This window comes from Dokdonella sp., from assembly GCF_036518555.1.
Taxonomy (GTDB): Bacteria; Pseudomonadota; Gammaproteobacteria; order Xanthomonadales; family Rhodanobacteraceae; genus Dokdonella_A.
Window position 1 is genome coordinate 41,735 of record NZ_DATDMY010000132.1, and the last position, 19,968, is coordinate 61,702.

Consider the following 19,968-nt stretch of genomic DNA (forward strand, 5'->3'; position numbering starts at 1 on the left):
GCTCACTGCGCGAGCCGGCTCAACAGCATCTGTTGCGCCGAATGCGCCGGCGCGTCGCCGGCGACGATGCGTCGATAGCTGCCGTCCGCGTCGAGCTGCCAGGACTGGGTATTGTCGGCGAGGTAGTTCGCGAGCGACTCGTCATAGACGCGTTGCGCGAGCTGCGGGTCGCGGATCGGAAAGCAGGTCTCGATCCTGCGCAGCAAGTTGCGCTCCATCCAGTCCGCGCTCGAGCAATAGATCTCGGGCGTCTCGTCGTTCTGGAACCAGTACACGCGGCTGTGTTCGAGGAAGCGGCCGACGATTGAGCGCACGCGGATGTTGTCGGACACGCCCGGAATGCCCGGGCGCAGCGCACAGGCGCCGCGCACGATGAGGTCGATCTGCACGCCCGCCTGCGAAGCGCGATAGAGGACTTCGACGACATGCTCCTCGTTGAGCGCGTTCATCTTGGCGATGATGCGCGCCGGCTTGCCCTCCTGCGCGTGGCGGATCTCGCGCTCGATCTTCTCCATCAGCCCCTTATGCAGCGTGAACGGCGAGTGCAGCAGGCACTTGAGCTTGATGATCGGGCCGAGCCCGGACAGCTGCAGGAACAGCAAATGGGCGTCCTCGCCGATGTCCGGGTTGGCGGTCATCAGGCCGAAGTCGGTGTAGATGCGCGAGGTGATCTGGTGGTAATTGCCGGTCGACAGGTGCGCATAGCGCCGCAGCGCGCCCTGCTCGCGCCGCACGATCAGCAGCATTTTCGCGTGCGTCTTGTAGCCGACCACGCCGTACACGACCTGCACGCCGGCCTCCTGCAGGCGGTTGGCCAGGCGCAGGTTCGCTTCCTCGTCGAAGCGCGCGCGCAGTTCGACCACGACCGTCACGTCCTTGCCCTGGCGCGCCGCTTCGATCAGGTGATCGACGAGGGGCGAGTTGTTGCCGACGCGATACAGCGTCTGCTTGATCGCGAGCACATCCGGGTCGACGCTCGCCTGGCGCACGAGCTCGATCACCGCGCCGAACGACTCGAACGGATGGTGCAGCAGGATGTCGCGTTCGCGGATCGCATCGAACAGGTTGCCTTCGTCGACGACGACCGGCAGCGCGCGCGGCAGGAAGGTCGGGAACTTGAGGTCCGCGCGATCGATCTGTTCGTACACCGCGTTGATGCGGCTGACGTTCACGGGACCTTCGCAGCGATACACCTCCGACTCGGTGAGCTCGAAGTTCTGCATGAGCATGTCGGCGATCGCTCTGGGGCAGTTGTCGGCGACCTCGAGGCGCACCGGGCGCGCGAACCCGCGGCCCTTGAGCTCGTCGCGCAGCGCGAGCGCGATGTTCTGCACCTCGTCCTCGTCGACGACGAGTTCGCTGTTTCGCGTGACGCGGAACTGGTACGAGCCCTTCACCTGCATGCCCGGGAAGAGCTCGTCCATGAACTCGTGCAGCACGCTCGACAGGAACACGAAGTCGTACGCCGACTCGGCCACCTCGGCGGGCATGCGGATCAGGCGGGGCAGCGAGCGCGGCGCGCGCACGAGCGCCATGTGGCCCTCGCGGCCGAACGCGTCGCGTCCCTTGAGCACCACCGCGAGGTTGAGGCTCTTGTTGAGGATGCGCGGGAACGGATGCGCCGGATCGAGCCCGAGCGGCGACAGCACCGGCAGGATCTCGTTGCGGAAGTAGCCCTGCAGCCAGCGCCGCTGCTTGACCGTCCAGCGGTCGCGCCTCGAGAAGCGGATGCCCTCGGCCTCGAGCGCGGGCTGCAGGGTGCCATTCCAGAAGTCGTACTGCGCCGTGACGAGGGTGAGGGCGCGCTCGCGGATGCGCGCGAGCACCTCCGCCGGCGGCAGCGCATCCGGTCCCGGGCGCGAGTCGCTCAGGTTCACCTGTTCGCGCAGTACGGCGACGCGCACCTCGAAGAACTCGTCGAGGTTCGTGCACGAGATGCACAGGTAGCGCATGCGCTCGAGCAGCGGAACGCGCGGATCCTCCGCCTGCGCGAGGACGCGGAAGTTGAACTCGAGCTGCGCCAACTCGCGGTTGAGGTAGAGGCTCGGGTCCTTGAGGTTCATCACGACTTCGCGGTTCATGGGTGGCTCGCCATCGTCAATGCAGCACGGCACGCTGCTCGCGCGCCTCGTCGGTATCCAAGGGTACGAAACCTTCCTGGCGCACGAGCCGCTGTCCTTCGTCGGAGAGGATGTAATCGAGGAACGCCGATGGCAATGCGGCCGGCGGCAGCTGCGGACGCCGGTTCAGGTAGACGTAGATCGGGCGCGAGAGGGGGTAGCGGCCGGAAACGATGCTGCGCTCGTCGGGCACGATCGCGGGCTGGCCGGGGCCGCGCGCGATCGCGAGGGTACGCACGAGCCGGTTCACGTAACCGAAGCCGGCATAGCCGATCGCCTCGCGATTGCCGGCGACCGTCGCGACGACCGCGCCGTTGCCGGGCCACGCGACGACGTCCGCGCGATACTGCCCGCCGCACAGCGCGATCTCGCGGAACAGCTCGTGCGTGCCCGAGCCGCTGTCGCGGCCGACTGCGAGCAGCGATCGCGGGGCTGCGGCGCCGATGAGGTCGGCCCAGCGGCGGATCGCTGCCCCGGCGCCGCACGCGCGCGTGGACGAGTAGATCGCATCGAGATCGGCGAGGCTCGCCGAGGCGAGCGGGTTGTCGGGGTGCACGAACACCGTGATCGCGTCGTGCGCGACGACGATGCGCGTCGGCGCATGGCCGTAGCGCGTGCGGAACGCCGCCTCCTCGGCGGCGCTCATCGGCCGGCTCATCGGGCCGAGGTCGGCGGCGCCCTCGATCAGCGCGATCGGTGCGCTTGCCGAGCCGCTCGCCTGCGCCTGGATGCGCGCGCCCGGATGGCGCGCCTGGAACGCGGCGGCCCAGCGCATGATGAGCACGCTCGCGGTGTCGGAGCCGACGCTCGTCAAGGTGCCGGTGACCCGGTCCAGCGCGCGCGCCGGCCCGCCACACAAGCCAAGCGCGAGCGCGACGGCGAGCGCGAGGCGCATCACGGCGCTTCCGCCAGCGCGAGCGGTTCGAGCAGGCGTTCGCTGCCGAACACGCACGCGAACGTGCTGCCGACGCCGGGTTCGCTGCGGATGTCCAGCCGCGCCTGGTGCAACTGGAGTACGTGCTTGACGATCGACAGGCCGAGGCCGGTGCCGCCGGTCTCGCGCGAGCGGCTGGTCGAGACGCGATAGAAGCGCTCGGTCAGGCGCGGAAGATGCTGCGCGGGAATCCCCTGGCCGGTATCGGTCACGGCGAGGCGCGCGCCGCCGTCGGCATCGCCCTGCCAGCGCAATGTGATGCGGCCGCCCGCGGGCGTGTAGCGCACGGCGTTGGTGACGAGGTTCGAGAACGCGCTGTGCAGTTCCTTGGTCGAACCGAGCAGGTCGTGGCGGTCGTCGAGTTCGACCACGATCGCGTGCTGGCCCTGGCTCAGCGCATCGGCCTCGCGGCGCAGTGCTTCCAGCAGCGGCCGCATGCTGATGCGCTCCTGCGGCAGGTCGTTGCGAGCCTCGAGGCGCGACAAGGTGAGCAGGTCCTCGACGATCTGGGTCATGCGTCGCGACTGGTTGCGCAACTCGTGCAGGATCGGCTCGTACTCGGGTATCTGCTCCGGCTCGAGCATGTCGAGGTAACCGTGCACGACCGTGAGCGGCGTGCGCAGTTCGTGCGAGACGTTCGCGACGAAGTCGCGCCGCACCTGCTCGAGGCGCATGAGCTGGCTCACGTCGCGCACGACGAGCAGCGAGCGGTCGTCGGCGTAACGGATCAGGCGCAGGGTGAGGCGCCGCTCCTCGTCGAGCGGCGAGGGCAGGTCCGCCAGCGGTTCGTCGCCTTCGCGGCGCAGCCATTCCGTGAAGCGCGGAGCGCGCACGAGGTTGGGCAGGTGCGCGCCGAGATCCTGGGGATACTCGAGGCCGAGCAGGTCGGCCGTGGCCGCGTTGAACCATTCGATGCGATGTTCGCGGTCGAGCGCGACGACCGCGTCCGGCAGCGCCGCCGCGGCGTCGCGGAACGCGCGCAGAAGCTGCACCATGCGCCGCTTGTCCGCGACCGCCGCGCGCTGGCGCCGCCGCGTCGCATTCTGGATCTCGTCCCAGATGCCGCTTCCGTCCGCCGCGGGCATGCGCTGCGGGCCCGCGAGCAGGCGGGCGTAGCGGGCGAGCCGCAGCACGTGGTAGCCGAACGCGAGCGCGGTCGCCGCGAGCACGCAGGCCGCCGCCGCATGCAGCCACAGGCCGATCGCCCACGCGCCCGCGAGCAGCGCCGCGAGGCGCCACGCACTGGAGCGCCAGGCACGGCCGAGGCGCCGCATCATGTGCGGGCCGGCGTCGTGCAGTTCGACGTGTTGAGGATCGGCATCCGCATGGTGCGCCGCCCGGGCCTAGATGCTGGTCGAAAAACGATAGCCGGCGCCGCGCACGGTCTGCACGAGTTCGTCCTTGCCGAACGGTTCGAGCGTCTTGCGCAGGCGCCGGATGTGCACGTCAACGGTGCGCTCCTCGACGTAGACGCCGCCGCCCCACACGTGATCGAGCAACTGACTGCGCGTATAGACGCGCTCCGCATGCGTCATGAAGAAGTGCAGCAGGCGATATTCGGTCGGGCCGATGTGGACGGGCTGGTCGCCGCAGAAGACGCGATGCGCCGCGCTGTCGATGCGCAGCCCGCCGAGCTCGACGACGCCGTCGGCGTCCTCGCCATGCGTGCGCCGCATCACCGCGCGGATGCGCGCGAGAAGTTCGCGGGTGGAGAACGGTTTGACGACGTAGTCGTCGACCCCGGCATCGAGGCCGCCGACGCGGTCGGCTTCCTCGCCGCGAGCGGTGAGCATGATGATCGGCACCTCGCGCGTGAGTTCGTCCTTGCGCAGCCGGCGCGCGAGGTCGATGCCGCTCATGCCGGGCAGCATCCAGTCGAGCAGGATGAGATCCGGCACACGCTCCCCGATCGCGGTCTGCGCGGCGCGCGCGTCGGGCGCGTGCATCGGCTCCATGCCGGCCTTGCGCAGGGCGAATGCGACCATGTCGCGGATCGCGGTTTCGTCTTCGACGATCAGGATGTGTTTTTGCACGACTTCACCGCGCGCAGCGCCGAAGGGGCGCTTCATGACGTCATCATTGCAGCTTCGTTCTGTTACGCCGCAATGACATCGCCGCGTATCGAAGCTGCGTCGCACCGCCGAACCGGCCCGGGTCGACCGCCCGGGCCCGCGGGCGGGGAACACCCATCGATCAGAATCGCATTCTACATCAACGGGATGGAGTCGCTTCGGGGCGTCGCTCGCGATGCCAGGCCCGCGACGGCGAACATCACGGATTTGTGACGGTGCTGCGGCCGGTGCGGCAGCAGGTGAATCCCGCCGCGGCCAAGGATCCCGGTTCGCTCGGCGAGGAATGCTTGCGCAGCGCGAGGACGGCCGGCGTGAGCTCGGCGATGCGCGCGTCGATGCGGCTGCGCTGGTAATAGCTGAGGTCGGCCTGCTTCGACAGCGCCTTGAGCTGGTTCAAGGCATCCTCGGCGTGGCCACTCAGCCAGGCCGCCTCCGCGTAAGCCTCGCTCGCCCGCACCTTGTCGCCAGCGAGTTCGCTCGCGCGCGCGAACGCGCGCTGCAATTCGGGGTCATCGGCGCTGCGTTCGACCAGCGGGCGCAACAGCTCCAGCGCGAGACGCGCACTCTTCGCGTCCGCGCGTGCGACGAGCGCGTCGCTGTAGGCGAGCGTGATCGCGCGATTGCCGGGAAAGTCGCGATGCAGCTGCGAGAACGTCGCGAGCGCCTCGTCCCGGCGCCCGGCCTGGTCCTGCGCGTTCGCGAGCGCGAGGCGCAGCTCCGGCGAATCGGGTGCTCGCGCGACGAGCGGGCGCAGTTGCTCGATCGCCGCCGGCGCCTCGCGGCTCGCGGTGAGCGCGAGCGCGTAGCCGTAGCGGTTCGCGGTGCTGTCGAACGCGGGATCGTCGCGCAGGTTGTTGGCGTAATACGACCGGATCGCCGTGGCGGACTTCGCGATCTGCACGCGCATGCGTTCGCGCATGAGTTCGAAGTACGCCTGTGCCGGCTTGCCGCGTGGCGCGCACGTGGCCACGGTCACACGCGGCAGCGCGTTGCCCTCGCCGCGCTCGGCAACGGTCACCGTCGTGGCTTCGCTCGCGGCGACCGCACTCGCCTCGGTGGCGGGGCCATCGGTCGATTCGGCGTCGGCGCGGCGAGGGGCGAGCGAGAGATCGAGGCCGCCCGTGGCCGCCGCCGGCGTGCTGCGCACGCGCGTGGCCTTGGGGCAGCCGAGCTGTTCGGCTCGCGCCTTCGCGTCGGCGATGCGCCGGGTATCGAGGGGGTGATCGAGCAGGAATTCGGGGATGTCGACGCCGTTGACGCGCATGACTTTCTGCAAGGTCTGGAACGCGCCCGCCATCGCGCTCGGGTCGAACCCTGCGCGCGCGAGCGTCTGGATGCCGACGCGGTCGGCCTCGGCCTCGTCGCCGCGCGTGAAGTTGATCTGGCGCTGCTGGATCAGCGACGTCCCCGTCATCATCGCGGCGGCGGCCGCGTCGTCGGTCCGGTGCGCGCTTGCGATCATGACGCCGAGCATGCCGAGCATGATCGGGATCGACATCTTCTTCTGGTCCTCGAACGCGCGCAGGATGTGCTGCTGCTCGACGTGCGAGATCTCGTGCGCGAGGACGCCGGCGAGCTCGTCCTCGGTATCCATCGCGGTGATGAGGCCCGCATTCGTCGCGACATAGCCTCCGGGGGCGGCGAACGCGTTGATCTGGTCGTCGCGGACGATGAAGAACGTGAAGCCGGGGTCCGGGTGATCGCTCGACGCGACGAGGCGATAGCCGAGTGCGTTGATGTAATCGACCAGCAGCGGGTCGTCGACGACGAGATCGTACGCGCGCATTTCCTGCAGCATGCCCGCGCCGTACTCGCGCAGTTCCTGCGGGGTGGCGAGGCTCGCTGCGGAACTGCCGATGTCGGGAAGCTTGACGTCCGGCTCGCGCGCTCCCGCGAGCGCGCTGAGGCAGGCGACGGCGAGGGTGGAAATGACGGGTGCGAAACGCATGTCGAAACCGCGGCGGGAACCGATGCTCGGACCACATTAGCGCGTGCATGTTCCCGTCGCCACCCTTCGCATGCCCATCGTCCCCGCGGCGGGCGCGGCGCTCAGGAGGCATTCATGCCGGCGCGGGCCGCGGCCTTGCAAGCCGGCCTCGCGGACCCCACTCTTGGCGCAGTTTCCACGGACCGGCGCGCATGAATCGAGTCGAGATCTACACCACGGCCATCTGCCCGTACTGCGTGGCGGCCAAGCAGTTCTTCAAGCAGCGCGGACTGTCGTACGAGGAGGTGCGCGTGGACGTCGAGCCCGCGCGACGCGAGGAAATGCTTGCGCGGAGCGCGGGGCGGCGAACGGTGCCGCAGATCTTCGTCAACGGCGAACACGTCGGCGGATTCGACGACCTCGTCGCGGCGGAACGATCCGGCAGGTTGCGCGAACTGACGGAGGTGCGCGCATGAGCGATCGCATCCGCGATTTCACGGCCTTTCGCCAGCGCATGAACGAGCGGATTCTCGGCCAGGACAACCAGGTGATCCGGCGCTTCTTCGCGCTCGACACGCAGACCTACAAGGCCGGCGCGCTCGACGTGAAGACGAAGGAGATGCTCGGTCTGGTCGCTTCGCTGGTGCTGCGCTGCGACGACTGCATCAGCTATCACGTCGCGCAGTGCGTCGAGGCCGGCGTCGACGAAGACGAGTTCTTCGAGATATTCAGCGTCGGCCTCGTGGTCGGTGGCTCGATCGTCATCCCGCACCTTCGCCGGGCGGTGGATTTCCTCGACCAGGTGGCGGCGGAAAAGGCGCCGGGCGCGGACTGAGACCGCGGCCCAGTCAACGGCGCACGCGCAGCAATTGCACGCGCGCGCCATTGCCGTCGCGGCCGTCGAGTCGGTCCAGGCCCACCTGGTCGAAGTCGGCGACCGCCGAAGCGCCGAGCGAGAGGGTGCAGAAGTCCGGTGCCGACGCGAGCGGAGCGCTGCGGCAATCGAGGCTGGCGCCGTCGGCGGCGACGTAATGCAAGGCCCCCGCATCGCGGCGAGTCGGTGCGCCGAACTCGAACTGCCGCAGCGTCGCCTCGTCATCGCCGACAAGGATCCAGCGGCCGCTCCATTCCGCTCCGTCTGCGTTGGAGAAGCTCGAACGCGACAACGCGAGTGCACGGACGGCGATGTCGCGCCGATCGTCGCTGCGGACGAGCCAGGCGCGGGCACGCGAAGGCGAGAGGAAGTCGAGTTCGAGTCTCAGCCCCTCGATTGCGCTCGGCCGGCTGCCCGTCGGCGAGAACAGCGGATCGCCGTTGCGCAATTCCAGCAATGGCACGACCGCGATGCGGCCTTTGCGGCGCGCGCTGCCGAAATACCAGACCGGGCTGCCGTCGTCGCCGAAGCCGAACAGGCTCACGGCGAGCTGGTCCCCCTGTGCTTCGAGGCTGATACCCGTGCTGCGCGACGCCGGGCCGGTCTCGAGCGCCGCCTCCGACCACCAGAAGCCGTTCTCGGGCTGGGGCGCGCCGGCGCTCGACGCGCTGGTGTCGAGCACGCGGAAGGCGACGAGCCCGGGCAAGTCGGTCGCGTCGGAAAAGACGCTCACACGATAGGTCCGGCCCGCGCTGAGCGGCGTGCCCGACATCGACGGATCGACATGCAGGGCATAGGCGATCGTGCCGCGCGCGCAGCCGGTCGCCGGTGCATGCAGCATGACGCCGACGTCGTCGCCGTCGACGGTCACTCGCGCCACTGCCGGCAGGCACCGCGCAGGGGCTTGCCCGACCAGGCCGATGCGCAGCCCGGAACCGGTCGACTCGAGCCGCACGCTGAGCGCGCCAGCGGGCGACGCGAACGCGCCGAGCAGCAACGCGGCGCAGCCGGCCAGCGCCGAAGCGAGGGCGCGGTTTCTTGTACGCGGCAGGGACATTCGCGGATAATGCGCGCCGGCGTCGCCCCGGGCAAGTCCGAGTCGACGGATATCCTTGTCGCGCAAGGAATTTATTGCGCGGCTCCCCTCGCCGCATTTCCCCTTCGCGAAATCGGCCGCCTTTGCCGGCGTGGCCGCGGCGACCTGCCACGACCGGCGTGTCGAAGCATGCCGTACGGAGTCCCAATCGAATGAACACCACCATTGCCGTGATCCGCGGCGACGGCATCGGTCCGGAGATCATGGACGCGACCTTGCGCGTGCTCGACGCGATGCAGCTCGGCCTGAAATACGACTTCGTCGAAGCCGGCCTCGCCGCGTACGAGCAATGCGGGGAGCTGCTGCCACAGGCGACGCTCGATGCGATCGCCAAGCATCGGATCGCGCTCAAGAGTCCGCTGACGACGCCGGTCGGCGAAGGTTTCAGCTCGATCAACGTCCTGCTGCGTCGCAAGTTCGATCTCTACGCGAACGTGCGTCCGGCGATTTCCTTCCCGAACACGCGTTCGCGCTTCCCCGAGAACGTCGATCTGATCACCGTGCGCGAGAACACCGAAGGTGCGTACGCGGGCGAAGGCCAGCACGTGTCGGAAGACGGCGCGACGGCGACGCTCGTGCAGAAGATCACACGCAAGGGCTCCGAGCGGATCGTGCGCTACGCGTTCGACCTCGCGCGCCGCAACGGCCGCAAGAAGGTCACGGTCGTGCACAAGGCGAACATCCTCAAGTCGACGTCGGGGCTGTTCCTGAAGGTCGCGCGCGAGGTCGCCGCGCAGTATCCGGACATCGCGTGCAACGAACTCATCGTCGACAACTGCTGCATGCAACTGGTGATGAAGCCCGAACAGTTCGACGTCATCGTCACCACGAACCTGTTCGGCGACATCATCTCCGACCTCTGCGCGGGACTCGTCGGCGGCCTCGGCCTCGCGCCTGGGGCGAATATCGGCGCGGATGCCGCGATCTTCGAAGCCGTGCACGGCTCCGCGCCGGACATTGCCGGCAAGGGCATCGCCAATCCGTGCGCGCTGCTGCTCGGAGCGGCGCAAATGCTCGACCACCTCGAGCGTACGGGCGAGGCGAACCGCCTGCGCGGCGCGATCCGCGCGACGCTCCAGGATCGCGACCGCGTCACGCCAGATCTCGGCGGCGACGGCACGACGTCGGCTTTCGCCGACGCGATCATCGAACGCCTCGCTTGAACCGCAGCCGCCATGCCGTGCCGGATCACGGCGCGGCAGCGGGATGGTCGAGCACGAACAGCGCGCCCTTGCCCGGCCGGTAGCCCGCAGCGATTGCCCGCTGCACGAAGTGGACCGCCGCTTCGACGGCGTCCTCGAGCGGGTTTCCGAGCGCGAGTCCGGCAGCGATCGCGGCCGACAGCGAACAGCCGGTGCCGTGGAATTCCCCGCGACGGCGACGCTGGTGGAACCAACGTTCCCCGGCGGCGGTGAGGAGGAGGTCCGAGACTTCGCTGCCGCCGAGATGGCCGCCCTTCAGCAGCACCGCACGCGCGCCCGCCTCGAGGAGCGCCCGAGCCGCGCCGGCCATTGCCGTGCGCGAGCCGATGGGGCGCCCGAGCAGCGCCTCGGCCTCCGGAATGTTGGGTGTGGTGAGCGTCGCGAGCGGCAGCAGATGGCGGCGCAGCGTGCCGATCAGCGCGTGCGTGCCGAGGCGTGCACCCGTGGTCGCGACGAGCACCGGGTCGAGCACCACGGGCAGGCGCGGCCGGCGCGCGAGTGCCGACGCGACCTCGCGCGCGATCGCGGGCGTGGCGAGCATGCCCAGCTTCGCCGCGCCGACGCGGAAATCGCCGAGCACCGCGTCGATCTGCGCGCGCAGGAACGACGTCGGCGCGGCATGTATCGCGGTGACGCCGAGGGTGTTCTGCGCGGTCAGGGCCGTGATCGCGCTCGCACCATGTACGCCGAACGCGGCAAACGTGCGCAGGTCGGCCTGGATGCCTGCACCGCCACCGGAGTCGGAGCCGGCGATCGTCAGCGCGATGGAAGGGGATCGGGTCGGCATGTCCTGTCGATGTTGCATTTTCGCGACGCCGCCAAAGGCTCGACTGCGTCACAATGAAGGCCGCTGAAGTGCCGGTTTCATAACGGGTTATGGCAGCGGCCCCGACCCGTATTGCTTGACAACTGTTGCGTTTTCGCAAACGATAGCGGGGGGATTACACCACATACCACATCCACGGTCGCAAACAGGGCGATGCAGCGGGCAACGGCAACTGCAGGGAGATGGATGGGAGCGCTGGGCACAGGGCTGGCGCTCCCATTCCTTTCGATGATGGCACAGGCGGCACCGCTCGAAGGGGCCGGATTGACCGTCGCGGACGCGCTCGCGACGCCATCCTCGGGCGGCGCCGCACTCGCGCGCTGGCACGACTACGCGCTCGCGAGCATCACGCCGCAATTCTCGTGGGCCTTGCAACCGCAGGAGCTCGTCGCGCCGCATGTGCTCGACAGCTACTCGACCGATGTCGCCCGCGCACCGTTGTTCGAGGCGCGCGCGAAGGGGCCGGGCCGCCTTTCGATTTCCGTCGCGACGGGGGCCGTGTCGGACACGCCCGCCGTGCTGTCGACGACCCAACCAGAGCATCTGGCCGTGCCCTCGGCGGGCTTGCAGCGCACCGTGGTCGCACCGTCGCTCGCCACGAACTGGGGCGAGACCGGCAGCCTGCGGTTGACCGGCGTGCTCGCCTATCAGCGATTCGCGAGCTTCGCTCTCGGCACCACCACCGACGCCTGGCGCCCGCTGCCGAGCTGGCAGCGCGACAGTTCCTACGGCGCCGGGGCGCGCGTCGACGTCGGCAACGAGATCGGCGAGCGCCTGCATTGGACGTTCGGCTATCAGTCGCGTGTCGGGATGGACGCACTCTCCAACTATCGCGGCGTGTTCGCCGACGCAGGCGACTTCGACATCCCCGCGAGTGCGGCCGCGACGCTGAGCTATTCGGTCACGCCGGATTTCTCGATCGATGCGGGCGTGCAGCGCGTGCAGTACAGCCGCATCAAGCCGTTCACGAGCTCGAACCTGCCGACGCGTTTCCTCGCCCTGCTCGGCGACAGCACGAGCCCCGTTTTCGCATGGCGCGACCTCGATGTGTACAGTCTCGGCTGGACCCTGCGCGACGAGGAGCTCGGCAACCTGCAGGTGCGCTACAGCACGCGCCAGCAGCCGGTGCCGACGTCGCGGCTGCTCGAGAGCGCGCTCGCGTCGGCCACGGCGGACGGCATGTTCTCGCTCGCATGGGGGCGTCCGTTCGGCCGCTCGACCAATCTGAGTTTTTCGGCGAACTACGCGACGTCGCCCTACTACCTGCTGATGCCGACGTACGTGTCGCGCGAAAATTCGACCGCGAGCCGTTTCGAGTTCGAGGCGCTCTGGTCGACCCGCTTCTGACCCCGGCCTTCCATCGAGGGACGCTCCGGACGCCCGCACTCGCGGGCGTCGTCCGTTACGGCGAGCGCGGGTACCGGGCCGGATGCAGACACCGTCATGGACGGGCATTGGCGCGCACGTGCCGGTTCGGCGCGTGCGCGCTACGTCCGTCGGCGGTCAGAGCACTTCCGACGCATAGTCCGCCAGGCGCGAGCGCTCCCCGCGGCGCAGCGTGATGTGCGCGCTGTGCTCCCAATTCTTGAAGCGGTCGACCGCATACGTGAGGCCCGACGTCGTCTCGGTCAGGTACGGCGTGTCGATCTGTTCGACATTGCCGAGGCAGATGATCTTGCTGCCGGGGCCCGCGCGCGTGACGAGCGTCTTCATCTGCTTCGGAGTGAGGTTCTGCGCTTCGTCGATGATGACGTAACGGCTGAGGAATGTGCGTCCGCGCATGAAGTTCATCGAACGGATCTTGATCCGCGACGCGAGCAGGTCGTTGGTCGCCGCACGGCCCCATGCGCCGCCTTCCTGCGGGTTGGTCAGCACCTCGAGGTTGTCGGTGAGCGCGCCCATCCACGGCGTCATCTTTTCCTCTTCGGTCCCGGGCAGGAAGCCGATGTCCTCGCCGACCGATACGGTGGCGCGTGTCATGATGATCTCGCGGTAGCGCTGCTGGTCCATGACCTGGGCGAGGCCCGCGGCAAGCGCCAGAAGGGTCTTGCCCGTACCGGCGGTACCGAGCAGGGTCACGAAGTCGATCTCCGGGTCCATCAGCGCATTGAGCGCGAAGTTCTGTTCGCGGTTGCGCGCCTGGATGCCCCAGACCGAATGCGATGCACCGATGCGATAGTCGTCGACGATCTGCAATATCGCCTTCTGGCCGTCCAGGCGCAGCACGCGCAGCTCGACTTCGTCCTCGCCCGGCAGGAAGAGGTTCTGGTTCGGGTGCCAGTCCTCGTCCTTGCGCCGCTTCACTTCATAGAACGTGCGGCCGCGTTCGGACCACGAGCGCAGCTCGCCGTGCCGATCCCAGAAGTTCTTGGGCAGTTCGGCCAGGCCGTTGTAGAGCAGGCTGAAGTCGTCGAGCGCGCGATCGTTCTCGTAATCCTCGGCCGTGATGCCGTAGATCTTCGCCTTGATGCGCAGGTTGATGTCCTTGGACACCAGCACGACCGGTTCGCGCGGACGCGCCTCGCGCAAGCCGACGACTGCGGCGAGGATGAGATTGTCCGGCATCGTGCGCGCCGACCGCTTGTCGATCGCGACGTGCGCATTGGTCTGGAAATACAGGCGGCCCGCCTTCGGTTTGCGATCGAGCTGCAGGCCCTGCGGCAGGCGCAGCTCGACGCCGTCCTCGATCGGATGGCCATTGCCTGCGACCATGAGTTCGTTGAGGAAGCGGCTGACCTGACGGGCGTTGCGCGACGTTTCCGACGTGCCCTTCTTCGCGGCATCCAGTTCCTCGAGCACCGTCATCGGAATGAACACGTCGTGTTCCTCGAATCGGAACAACGACGTCGGGTCATGCATGAGCACGTTGGTGTCGAGAACGTAGATGCGCTTGCCTCGAGTCATGCGGGAGCCTCGTGCGAAAAGGAAGGGCCGCGCACGCGCAGCCGCGCGCGCGGATCGTGCAGCAACGCTGGAGACGGCGCGCGCCGCGATCCACGTGGATCGCGGCGGGAGCGTCGGTGCGTAGGTCGGCTCGCCGATTCGAACGTCCGCCGGCGGGGCGGACTCTCGAAGTTCCCGGGCGGCATATGGCAGGGCGAGATGACGGTCACAGCTGGGTGGCGCGCTCCAGTACGGCGGCGGCGTGGCCCGGCACGCGTACGTTTCGCCACTCCGCGACGAGCGTGCCTTCGGCGTCGACGAGGAACGTGCTGCGGATGACGCCGACGAAGGTGCGCCCGTACAGCGTCTTCTCGCCGAGCACGCCGAACGCGTTGCACCAGGTCTCGTCGATGTCGGCGACGAGCGGAAACGGCAGCGCGTGCTTTTCGCGGAACTTCGCGTGCGAGGCGGCGGAATCGCGCGAGACGCCGACGATCTCGCAGCCGGCCTTGCGGAACTGCTTGTAGAGATCGCGGAAGCCGTGCGCCTCGTTGGTGCAGCCGGGCGTATTGTCCTTCGGGTAGAAGTACACGACCACGGCCTGGCCGCGCAGGTCGGCGAGGGCGAGCGAGCTGCCGTCGTGCAGGACGCCCTTGAGTTTCGGAACCTTCTTGCCGATCTCGGGCATGGTCAGAACTTCATCGGATCCATGATCGCGTCGAGGTTGAGGCCGTCGCAGAACTCGAGGAAATCGTCGCGCAGCGCAGCGATGTGCATCGTGTTCGGGATGCCGATGGTGATCTGTGCCGAAAACATGTCCGCGCCGGTCTGCATCGCGCGGTAGCGGGTCGAATGCAGCTGCTCGATCGTGATGTTCTGCCGCTCGAAGAACTCGGCGAGCTGGAACAGGACCCCGGTCTTGTCGGCGGCGACCACCTCGACTACGTACGGCAACAGGTTCGACTGCGGTTGTCGCGCGCTCGTGCGGAAGTGGGTCAGCCGCAACTCGCCGTCGCGATCGAGCCGGGCGAGCGCATTCTCGAGTTTGGCGATCGCGTCCCAGGCTCCCTGGGCGAGGGCGAGCACGCTGAGTTCGTTGCCGAGCGTGGAGACGCGCGCTTCGGCGAGATTGCAGCCGCATTCGGAAATGCGCTTGCTCAGTGCGACCAACGGCGAATGCGCGGGAGCGCCGAAGGCGCTGATGAGGAGGTAGTTCTCGTTCGAAGCGGGTCGCGTGGCGTCGCCCGGGGCCTGCCTTCCTGACTGCTTCACGGTTCCCATGTCCTGCCCGCCGCATCGGCCGGCGATGCGCTCGCCCGCAGAATACTTGTGCACCCCTGGGGTCGCAAGCGGACGCGCCGACGGGCGGCGCATGTCACTGCAATGCCATGAATCGCCCGCTCCCGCGCATGGACTTGCTCGGACCTCAGCCCGTACCATCGCTGGCCTCACGATCCGCCAGGGCAGGTTCAGGCGTGGCACTTTCCGGCAGCATCTGCGCACTCGCGACGCCGTTCCGCGCAGGCGACGGCGCACTCGATCTCGACGCGTACGGCCGTCTCGTCGACCGGCAACTCGCGGGCGGTACGCGCGCGATCGTCGTTGCCGGATCGACCGGCGAGGCGGCTTCGCTCGACGACGACGAGTATTCGCGTCTGGTCGCATTCGCGGTCGATCGCGTCGCGCGGCGCGTACCCGTACTCGCGGGCAGCGGCCTGCCTTCGACACGCAAGACGATCACGCTGACGCAACGCGCGGTGGACGCCGGCGTCGACTACGTGCTCGTCGTCGCGCCCGCGTACGTGCGCCCGACCCAGGAGGGCATGTTCCGCCATTTCAGCGAAGTCGCCGATCACGCCCGAGTCCCCGTCGTGCTCTACAACGTGCCGGGGCGGACCGCCTGCGACCTGCGTCCGGAGACCGTTGCGCGCCTCGCCGTACACGGCAACATCGCGGGCATCAAGGAAGCCGTGGGCGACCCGCAGCGCGTGCGTGAATTGCTCGGTCTGCGTTCGTCGTCGTTCAGCGTCCTGTCGGGCGACGACCCGACCTGCGCGTACGCGCAGCTCGCCGGCGCCGACGGCGTGGTTTCCGTCGCGGCGAACGTCGTGCCCGCCCTGTTTGCCGCGATGTGCGACGCCTGCGCGCGGCGCGACGAGGCGGTCGCCGGCGAACTGGACCGGCGCCTGCAGCCGCTCTACGACGTGCTTGCGCTCGAGCCGAACCCGATCCCCCTCAAGTGGTGCCTGTCGCGCCTCGGCCTCGGCTCGTCGGTCCTGCGCCTGCCCCTGACCGAGCTGTCGCCGTCGCTGCGCGGACGAGCCGATCGAGTGCTCGCCGACCTCGGACTGGTCGAGGACGCTCCCGCAGTCGGGTAGACTAGGTCGGTCGATGATTTCGCGCCCGGTGATCCGGGTGCCCCGCGTGGCCGCCAGACGGCAGCATGCCGTCCCGGAAAGACGGCCCGATGCCGTAGCGATCGCGATCCCTGGCCGGTAGCCAGGGGCAGCACGACCGCCGGAGAATCGTCGACGGACCCTGGGATGACTGACGACGGGACGGTATCTGTGAGACGGAACATCTTTGCGTTGCTGGCGGCCATCGTGTCGGCGTCGCTGCTCGGCGGATGCGGTTTCCTGCATCGCCATTTCGAGCGCAAGAACGACGAGTACACGCGCGCGGTCGAATCGCGGCCCCTGGAAGTGCCGCCCGACCTCGACTCGCCGAACAGCGCCGGCGCGCTGACGGTCCCCCCGGCGAGCGCGCGACCGGCCACGCCGGTGCAGGACGTACCCGCCGGTGACATGGGCGCGACGGCCCCACCGCCGGTCGTGATCGCGGCGCCTGGCGCGCTGCTGAGCGGCGACGGCCTTGCGGTTGCCGACGCGGTCGCGAGCACATGGTCGCGCGTCGGTCTTGCCCTCGAGCGCTCCGGTGCCGCAAGCATCGTCGGTCGCGACGAAGCCGGCCATACCTATGCGGTCGAGACCACCGGTACGACGACGTCCAAGCCGGGCTGGTTCAAGCGCGCGATCACGTTCGGCCGTGCGGGCAACACGACCACGGCGCGTGTCCAGCTCACCGTCCGGGTCGTGGCGGATGGAGCCGGCAGCCGCGTCAGCGTCGAAGGCGCGAACGACGAAGCGTCGCGCGACGCCGCGCGCGCGCTGCTGCAGACGTTGCGCGAGCGTCTCTCCTGAGCCTTCATCGGGCCGTTGCGCGCCGGACCGAGGGTCCGGCGCGACGGCCGTGCGATCGTGCTCAGCGCTCGAGCAAGGCGAGCTTGCCCGGTTTGCCGTCCCATTCCTTCGCGTCGGCCGGGGCATCCTTGCGTTCGGTCAGCACCGGCCACGCCTTCGCGAGCTCGGCATTGAGTGCGATGAAGCCTTCCTGGCCCGCGGGCACGTCGTCTTCGGGATAGATCGCCTTCGCCGGGCATTCGGGTTCGCACAAGGTGCAATCGATGCATTCCTCCGGATCGATCACGAGGAAGTTCGGGCCTTCATGGAAACAGTCGACCGGACAGACCTCGACGCAGTCGGTGTACTTGCACTTGATGCAATTCTCGATGACGACGAAGGGCATGGGTGATCGAATCCGTGGACAAGGTGCGCATTGTAAGTGAGCCGTGCCACGGCGGTCATGCTTCGCGCGCGAATGGCTTCGTCGGAGCGGCTTCAGCCGCGATGCCGTGCCTGCGCCCGATCATCGATCCGCAAACCGAGGGTCGCGGCTGAAGCCGCGCCCGCAGGACACGCAAGCGCGGGCGAAATGCATGCCCGCGAGTCGACTCACTCGAAGCGGCGGTTGCTGAAGCGTTCGGCCCGCTCTGGACCGATGCCCGAAGGCGCTGCCGACGGGGGCGTCCGCGTCCGAGCCGCGATCGGGGGCGATCGCAAAAAAGGAACCATCATGGATGGCCGCTCTGGGCTCGAACGTCGAAAACGCGGCAACGAGCCTGGGGTTGTGACCAGGCGGCGATCAAGGGCGATCGCACCGGCAAGTGGCGCTCCCTACGAGGTTCGAACTCGTGTTCCCGCCTTGAGAGGGCGGTGTCCTAGGCCACTAGACGAAGGGAGCGTGTTGGGAAATGCCGAGCTGCGTAGTATAACGAATCGGTAACGCGCGGCAAACCATCGGAGCAGAAGCAGCGGATGACGTCGGAACGAAACGTACAGGAAGCGCCCATCCCCGGCTCGTTCCGAATCATCCCGCGTGCCGAGCACGCGATTTCCCGCAAGAGCATTTCCGCCGGGGCGCTGCGCGTGCTCTATCGGCTGCACGAAGCCGGTCATCGCGCCTGCCTCGTCGGCGGCGCCGTGCGCGACCTCCTGCTCGGCGGCCACCCGAAGGATTTCGACGTCGCCACCGACGCGACGCCCGAGCAGGTCCGCGCGCTGTTCCGCAACTGCCGCCTGATCGGCCGTCGCTTTCGTCTCGCGCACGTCGTGTTCGGTCGCGAGATCGTCGAGGTCGCGACCTTCCGCGGTAGCAGCGACGACGGCAGCGGCGACCGTCACCTCGTCGATGGCCGGCTCGTGCGCGACAACGTGTACGGCACGATCGAGGAAGACGCCGTGCGGCGCGACTTCACGGTCAACGCGCTCTACTACGACATCTCCGACTTCAGGGTGCTCGATTCGGTCGGGGGCATGGAGGACCTGCAGCATCGGGTGCTGCGCCTCATCGGCGACCCGGAGCAGCGCTATCGCGAGGATCCGGTGCGCATGCTGCGTGCGGCACGCCTCGCCGCGAAGCTCGGGTTCACGATCGAACCCGCGACCGCCGCGCCGTTCGCAGCACTCGGCCCGCTGCTCGCCGAAGCGCCGCCCGCGCGCCTGTTCGACGAGTCGCTGAAGCTGTTCCTCAGCGGCCACGGCCTCGCAAGCTTCCACACGCTCGAACGCCACGGCTTGCTGCAGCACGTATTCCCCGCGACGGCGCGCGTACTCGCGCAGGGCGACGCGGCGCATTTCCGACGTCTGGTCGAACAGACGCTCGCCAATACCGATGCGCGCGTGCGCGAGGACAAGCCCGTCACTCCCGCGTTCCTGTTCGCCGCGCTGCTGTGGGAACCGGTTCGGCGCGCCGCGCAGGCGGCGGTCGACGGCGGCGCGGATGCCGGCTCCGCATGGTCGCACGCGACCGAACGCGTCTTGCGCGAGCAGGCGCAGCGCGTCGCCGTGCCGCGGCGCTTCACGATCGCGGTCGAGGAAATCTGGTCGATGCAGCCGCGCTTCGCCCAGCGCACGAAGAAGCGCGCGTTCCGCCTGCTCGAACATCCGCGTTTCCGCGCGGCCTACGACTTCCTCGTACTGCGTGCGGGCGAGTCGCCCGAGCTCGCGGAACTCGCCGCTTGGTGGACGGAGGCGCAGGAGCTCGACCAGGGCCAGCTCGCCGAGCGCCTTGCCGCGGCACCGTCGGCGGGAAGCGAAGCGCCGCCGCCCGCGGCGAAGCGCAAGCGTCCGCGCCGGCGGCGGCGCAAGAAGGCCGGCGTGGCGTCGGCTGCCGATGCCGGGGACTGATCCCGCCGTGCAGCGCGCGTTCGTCGCGCTCGGCAGCAACCTTGGCGATCCCCAGCGGCAGGTCGAGCTCGCGTTCGACGCACTCGCCGCGGTCGCGTCGACGCAGCTGGTGGCGCGCTCTTCGCTGTATCGCAGTGCGCCGTGGGGCGTGACCGACCAGCCGGCGTTCGTCAATGCGGTCGTCGAACTCGAGAGCCGCCTGCCGCCGCGTGACCTGCTCGATGCCCTGCTCGGGATCGAACGTCGCCATGGCCGCATCCGCGACGGGTTGCGCTGGGGGCCGCGTACGCTCGATCTCGACCTGCTTGCCTGCGGCGACCTGCGCGTCGACGAGCCCGGCCTGGTACTGCCGCATCCGCAGCTCGCGCGGCGCGCGTTCGTGCTCGTGCCGCTGGCGGAGATCGCGCCGGATTTCGTCGTTGCCGGCGCAGGGCGCGTGCGCGACCTGCTCGACGCGGTCGACGTCGGCGGGGTCGTTCGCCTCGATTGACGACGCGCCCGTCGGGCGA

At 68.8% G+C, this 19,968-nt stretch carries 19 protein-coding genes and 1 tRNA gene; 8 read left to right on the forward strand and 12 right to left on the reverse strand.

Features of this window, described 5'->3' with window-relative positions:
- Positions 1-2 precede the first annotated feature (2 nt).
- From ppk1 to VI238_RS07900, 5 genes are all read right to left on the reverse strand, one after another.
- The gene (gene ppk1, locus VI238_RS07880; protein WP_331650166.1) at positions 3-2,081 is read right to left on the reverse strand and encodes a polyphosphate kinase 1; all 2,079 of its coding nucleotides are present in this window, start codon (positions 2,079-2,081) and stop codon (positions 3-5) included.
- Positions 2,082-2,097: 16 nt separating this feature from the next.
- The gene (locus VI238_RS07885) at positions 2,098-3,015 is read right to left on the reverse strand and encodes a phosphate ABC transporter substrate-binding protein (RefSeq protein WP_331650240.1); all 918 of its coding nucleotides are present in this window, start codon (positions 3,013-3,015) and stop codon (positions 2,098-2,100) included.
- The gene (gene phoR / locus VI238_RS07890) at positions 3,015-4,331 is read right to left on the reverse strand and encodes a phosphate regulon sensor histidine kinase PhoR (protein ID WP_331650168.1); all 1,317 of its coding nucleotides are present in this window, start codon (positions 4,329-4,331) and stop codon (positions 3,015-3,017) included. The genes VI238_RS07885 and phoR overlap by 1 nt, the downstream gene beginning before the upstream one ends.
- Positions 4,332-4,397: 66 nt before the next feature.
- Positions 4,398-5,087 (reverse strand): phosphate regulon transcriptional regulator PhoB, encoded by a 690-nt coding sequence (gene phoB / locus VI238_RS07895; RefSeq protein WP_331650242.1) that lies wholly within the window; start codon positions 5,085-5,087, stop codon positions 4,398-4,400.
- 238 nt (positions 5,088-5,325) lie between these two features.
- Complete coding sequence (locus VI238_RS07900; RefSeq protein WP_331650170.1) at positions 5,326-7,074, reverse strand: M48 family metalloprotease; 1,749 nt, start codon at positions 7,072-7,074, stop codon at positions 5,326-5,328.
- A gap of 191 nt (positions 7,075-7,265) precedes the next feature.
- Here VI238_RS07900 and grxC point away from each other — a divergent pair, with 191 nt between their 5' ends.
- Complete coding sequence (gene grxC / locus VI238_RS07905; RefSeq protein ID WP_331650172.1) at positions 7,266-7,529, forward strand: glutaredoxin 3; 264 nt, start codon at positions 7,266-7,268, stop codon at positions 7,527-7,529.
- Positions 7,526-7,888, forward strand: coding sequence for a carboxymuconolactone decarboxylase family protein (locus VI238_RS07910; protein ID WP_331650174.1), 363 nt, complete (start codon positions 7,526-7,528; stop codon positions 7,886-7,888). The genes grxC and VI238_RS07910 overlap by 4 nt, the downstream gene beginning before the upstream one ends.
- A 13-nt stretch (positions 7,889-7,901) precedes the next feature.
- On the opposite strand, the gene VI238_RS07915 is transcribed toward VI238_RS07910, so the two are convergent.
- Positions 7,902-8,984, reverse strand: coding sequence for a hypothetical protein (locus VI238_RS07915; protein WP_331650176.1), 1,083 nt, complete (start codon positions 8,982-8,984; stop codon positions 7,902-7,904).
- Positions 8,985-9,175: 191 nt separating this feature from the next.
- On the opposite strand from VI238_RS07915, the gene VI238_RS07920 reads away from it, so the two are divergent.
- Positions 9,176-10,186, forward strand: coding sequence for an isocitrate dehydrogenase (locus VI238_RS07920; protein WP_331650178.1), 1,011 nt, complete (start codon positions 9,176-9,178; stop codon positions 10,184-10,186).
- 25 nt (positions 10,187-10,211) lie between these two features.
- Here VI238_RS07920 and thiD read toward each other — a convergent pair whose 3' ends face one another.
- Positions 10,212-11,012 carry a bifunctional hydroxymethylpyrimidine kinase/phosphomethylpyrimidine kinase gene (gene thiD / locus VI238_RS07925; RefSeq protein WP_331650180.1) on the reverse strand — a complete coding sequence of 267 codons (801 nt, stop codon included), beginning with the start codon at positions 11,010-11,012 and terminating at the stop codon, positions 10,212-10,214.
- Positions 11,013-11,315: 303 nt separating this feature from the next.
- On the opposite strand from thiD, the gene VI238_RS07930 reads away from it, so the two are divergent.
- Positions 11,316-12,398, forward strand: coding sequence for a hypothetical protein (locus VI238_RS07930; protein WP_331650182.1), 1,083 nt, complete (start codon positions 11,316-11,318; stop codon positions 12,396-12,398).
- Between the two features lie 156 nt (positions 12,399-12,554).
- Here the strand turns inward: VI238_RS07930 and VI238_RS07935 are convergent, their stop codons facing one another.
- The 3 genes from VI238_RS07935 to VI238_RS07945 form a co-directional block, all read right to left on the reverse strand.
- Positions 12,555-13,955 carry a PhoH family protein gene (locus VI238_RS07935; protein WP_331650184.1) on the reverse strand — a complete coding sequence of 467 codons (1,401 nt, stop codon included), beginning with the start codon at positions 13,953-13,955 and terminating at the stop codon, positions 12,555-12,557.
- 205 nt (positions 13,956-14,160) lie between these two features.
- A complete protein-coding gene (locus VI238_RS07940) occupies positions 14,161-14,622 on the reverse strand; it encodes a peroxiredoxin (RefSeq protein WP_331650185.1) in 462 nt (153 codons plus the stop codon).
- A gap of 2 nt (positions 14,623-14,624) precedes the next feature.
- Positions 14,625-15,206: a glycine cleavage system protein R gene (locus tag VI238_RS07945; RefSeq protein WP_331650187.1), complete on the reverse strand. Its 582-nt coding sequence runs from the start codon at positions 15,204-15,206 to the stop codon at positions 14,625-14,627.
- A gap of 203 nt (positions 15,207-15,409) precedes the next feature.
- On the opposite strand from VI238_RS07945, the gene dapA reads away from it, so the two are divergent.
- Positions 15,410-16,312: a 4-hydroxy-tetrahydrodipicolinate synthase gene (gene dapA, locus VI238_RS07950; RefSeq protein WP_331650189.1), complete on the forward strand. Its 903-nt coding sequence runs from the start codon at positions 15,410-15,412 to the stop codon at positions 16,310-16,312.
- A gap of 210 nt (positions 16,313-16,522) precedes the next feature.
- Positions 16,523-17,134 (forward strand): hypothetical protein, encoded by a 612-nt coding sequence (locus tag VI238_RS07955; protein WP_331650191.1) that lies wholly within the window; start codon positions 16,523-16,525, stop codon positions 17,132-17,134.
- 61 nt (positions 17,135-17,195) lie between these two features.
- Here VI238_RS07955 and fdxA read toward each other — a convergent pair whose 3' ends face one another.
- Both fdxA and VI238_RS07965 read right to left on the reverse strand, forming a co-directional pair.
- Entirely contained in the window at positions 17,196-17,519 is a 324-nt protein-coding gene (fdxA, locus tag VI238_RS07960; protein WP_331650193.1) for a ferredoxin FdxA, read from the reverse strand.
- Positions 17,520-17,938: 419 nt separating this feature from the next.
- A tRNA-Glu gene (locus VI238_RS07965) sits at positions 17,939-18,014 on the reverse strand.
- A 74-nt stretch (positions 18,015-18,088) separates the two neighbouring features.
- Between VI238_RS07965 and pcnB the strand changes: the two genes are divergently transcribed.
- Positions 18,089-19,459 (forward strand): polynucleotide adenylyltransferase PcnB, encoded by a 1,371-nt coding sequence (gene pcnB, locus VI238_RS07970; protein WP_331650195.1) that lies wholly within the window; start codon positions 18,089-18,091, stop codon positions 19,457-19,459.
- Between the two features lie 7 nt (positions 19,460-19,466).
- Positions 19,467-19,949 (forward strand): 2-amino-4-hydroxy-6-hydroxymethyldihydropteridine diphosphokinase, encoded by a 483-nt coding sequence (gene folK / locus VI238_RS07975; protein ID WP_331650197.1) that lies wholly within the window; start codon positions 19,467-19,469, stop codon positions 19,947-19,949.
- The last annotated feature ends 19 nt before the right edge of the window (positions 19,950-19,968 follow it).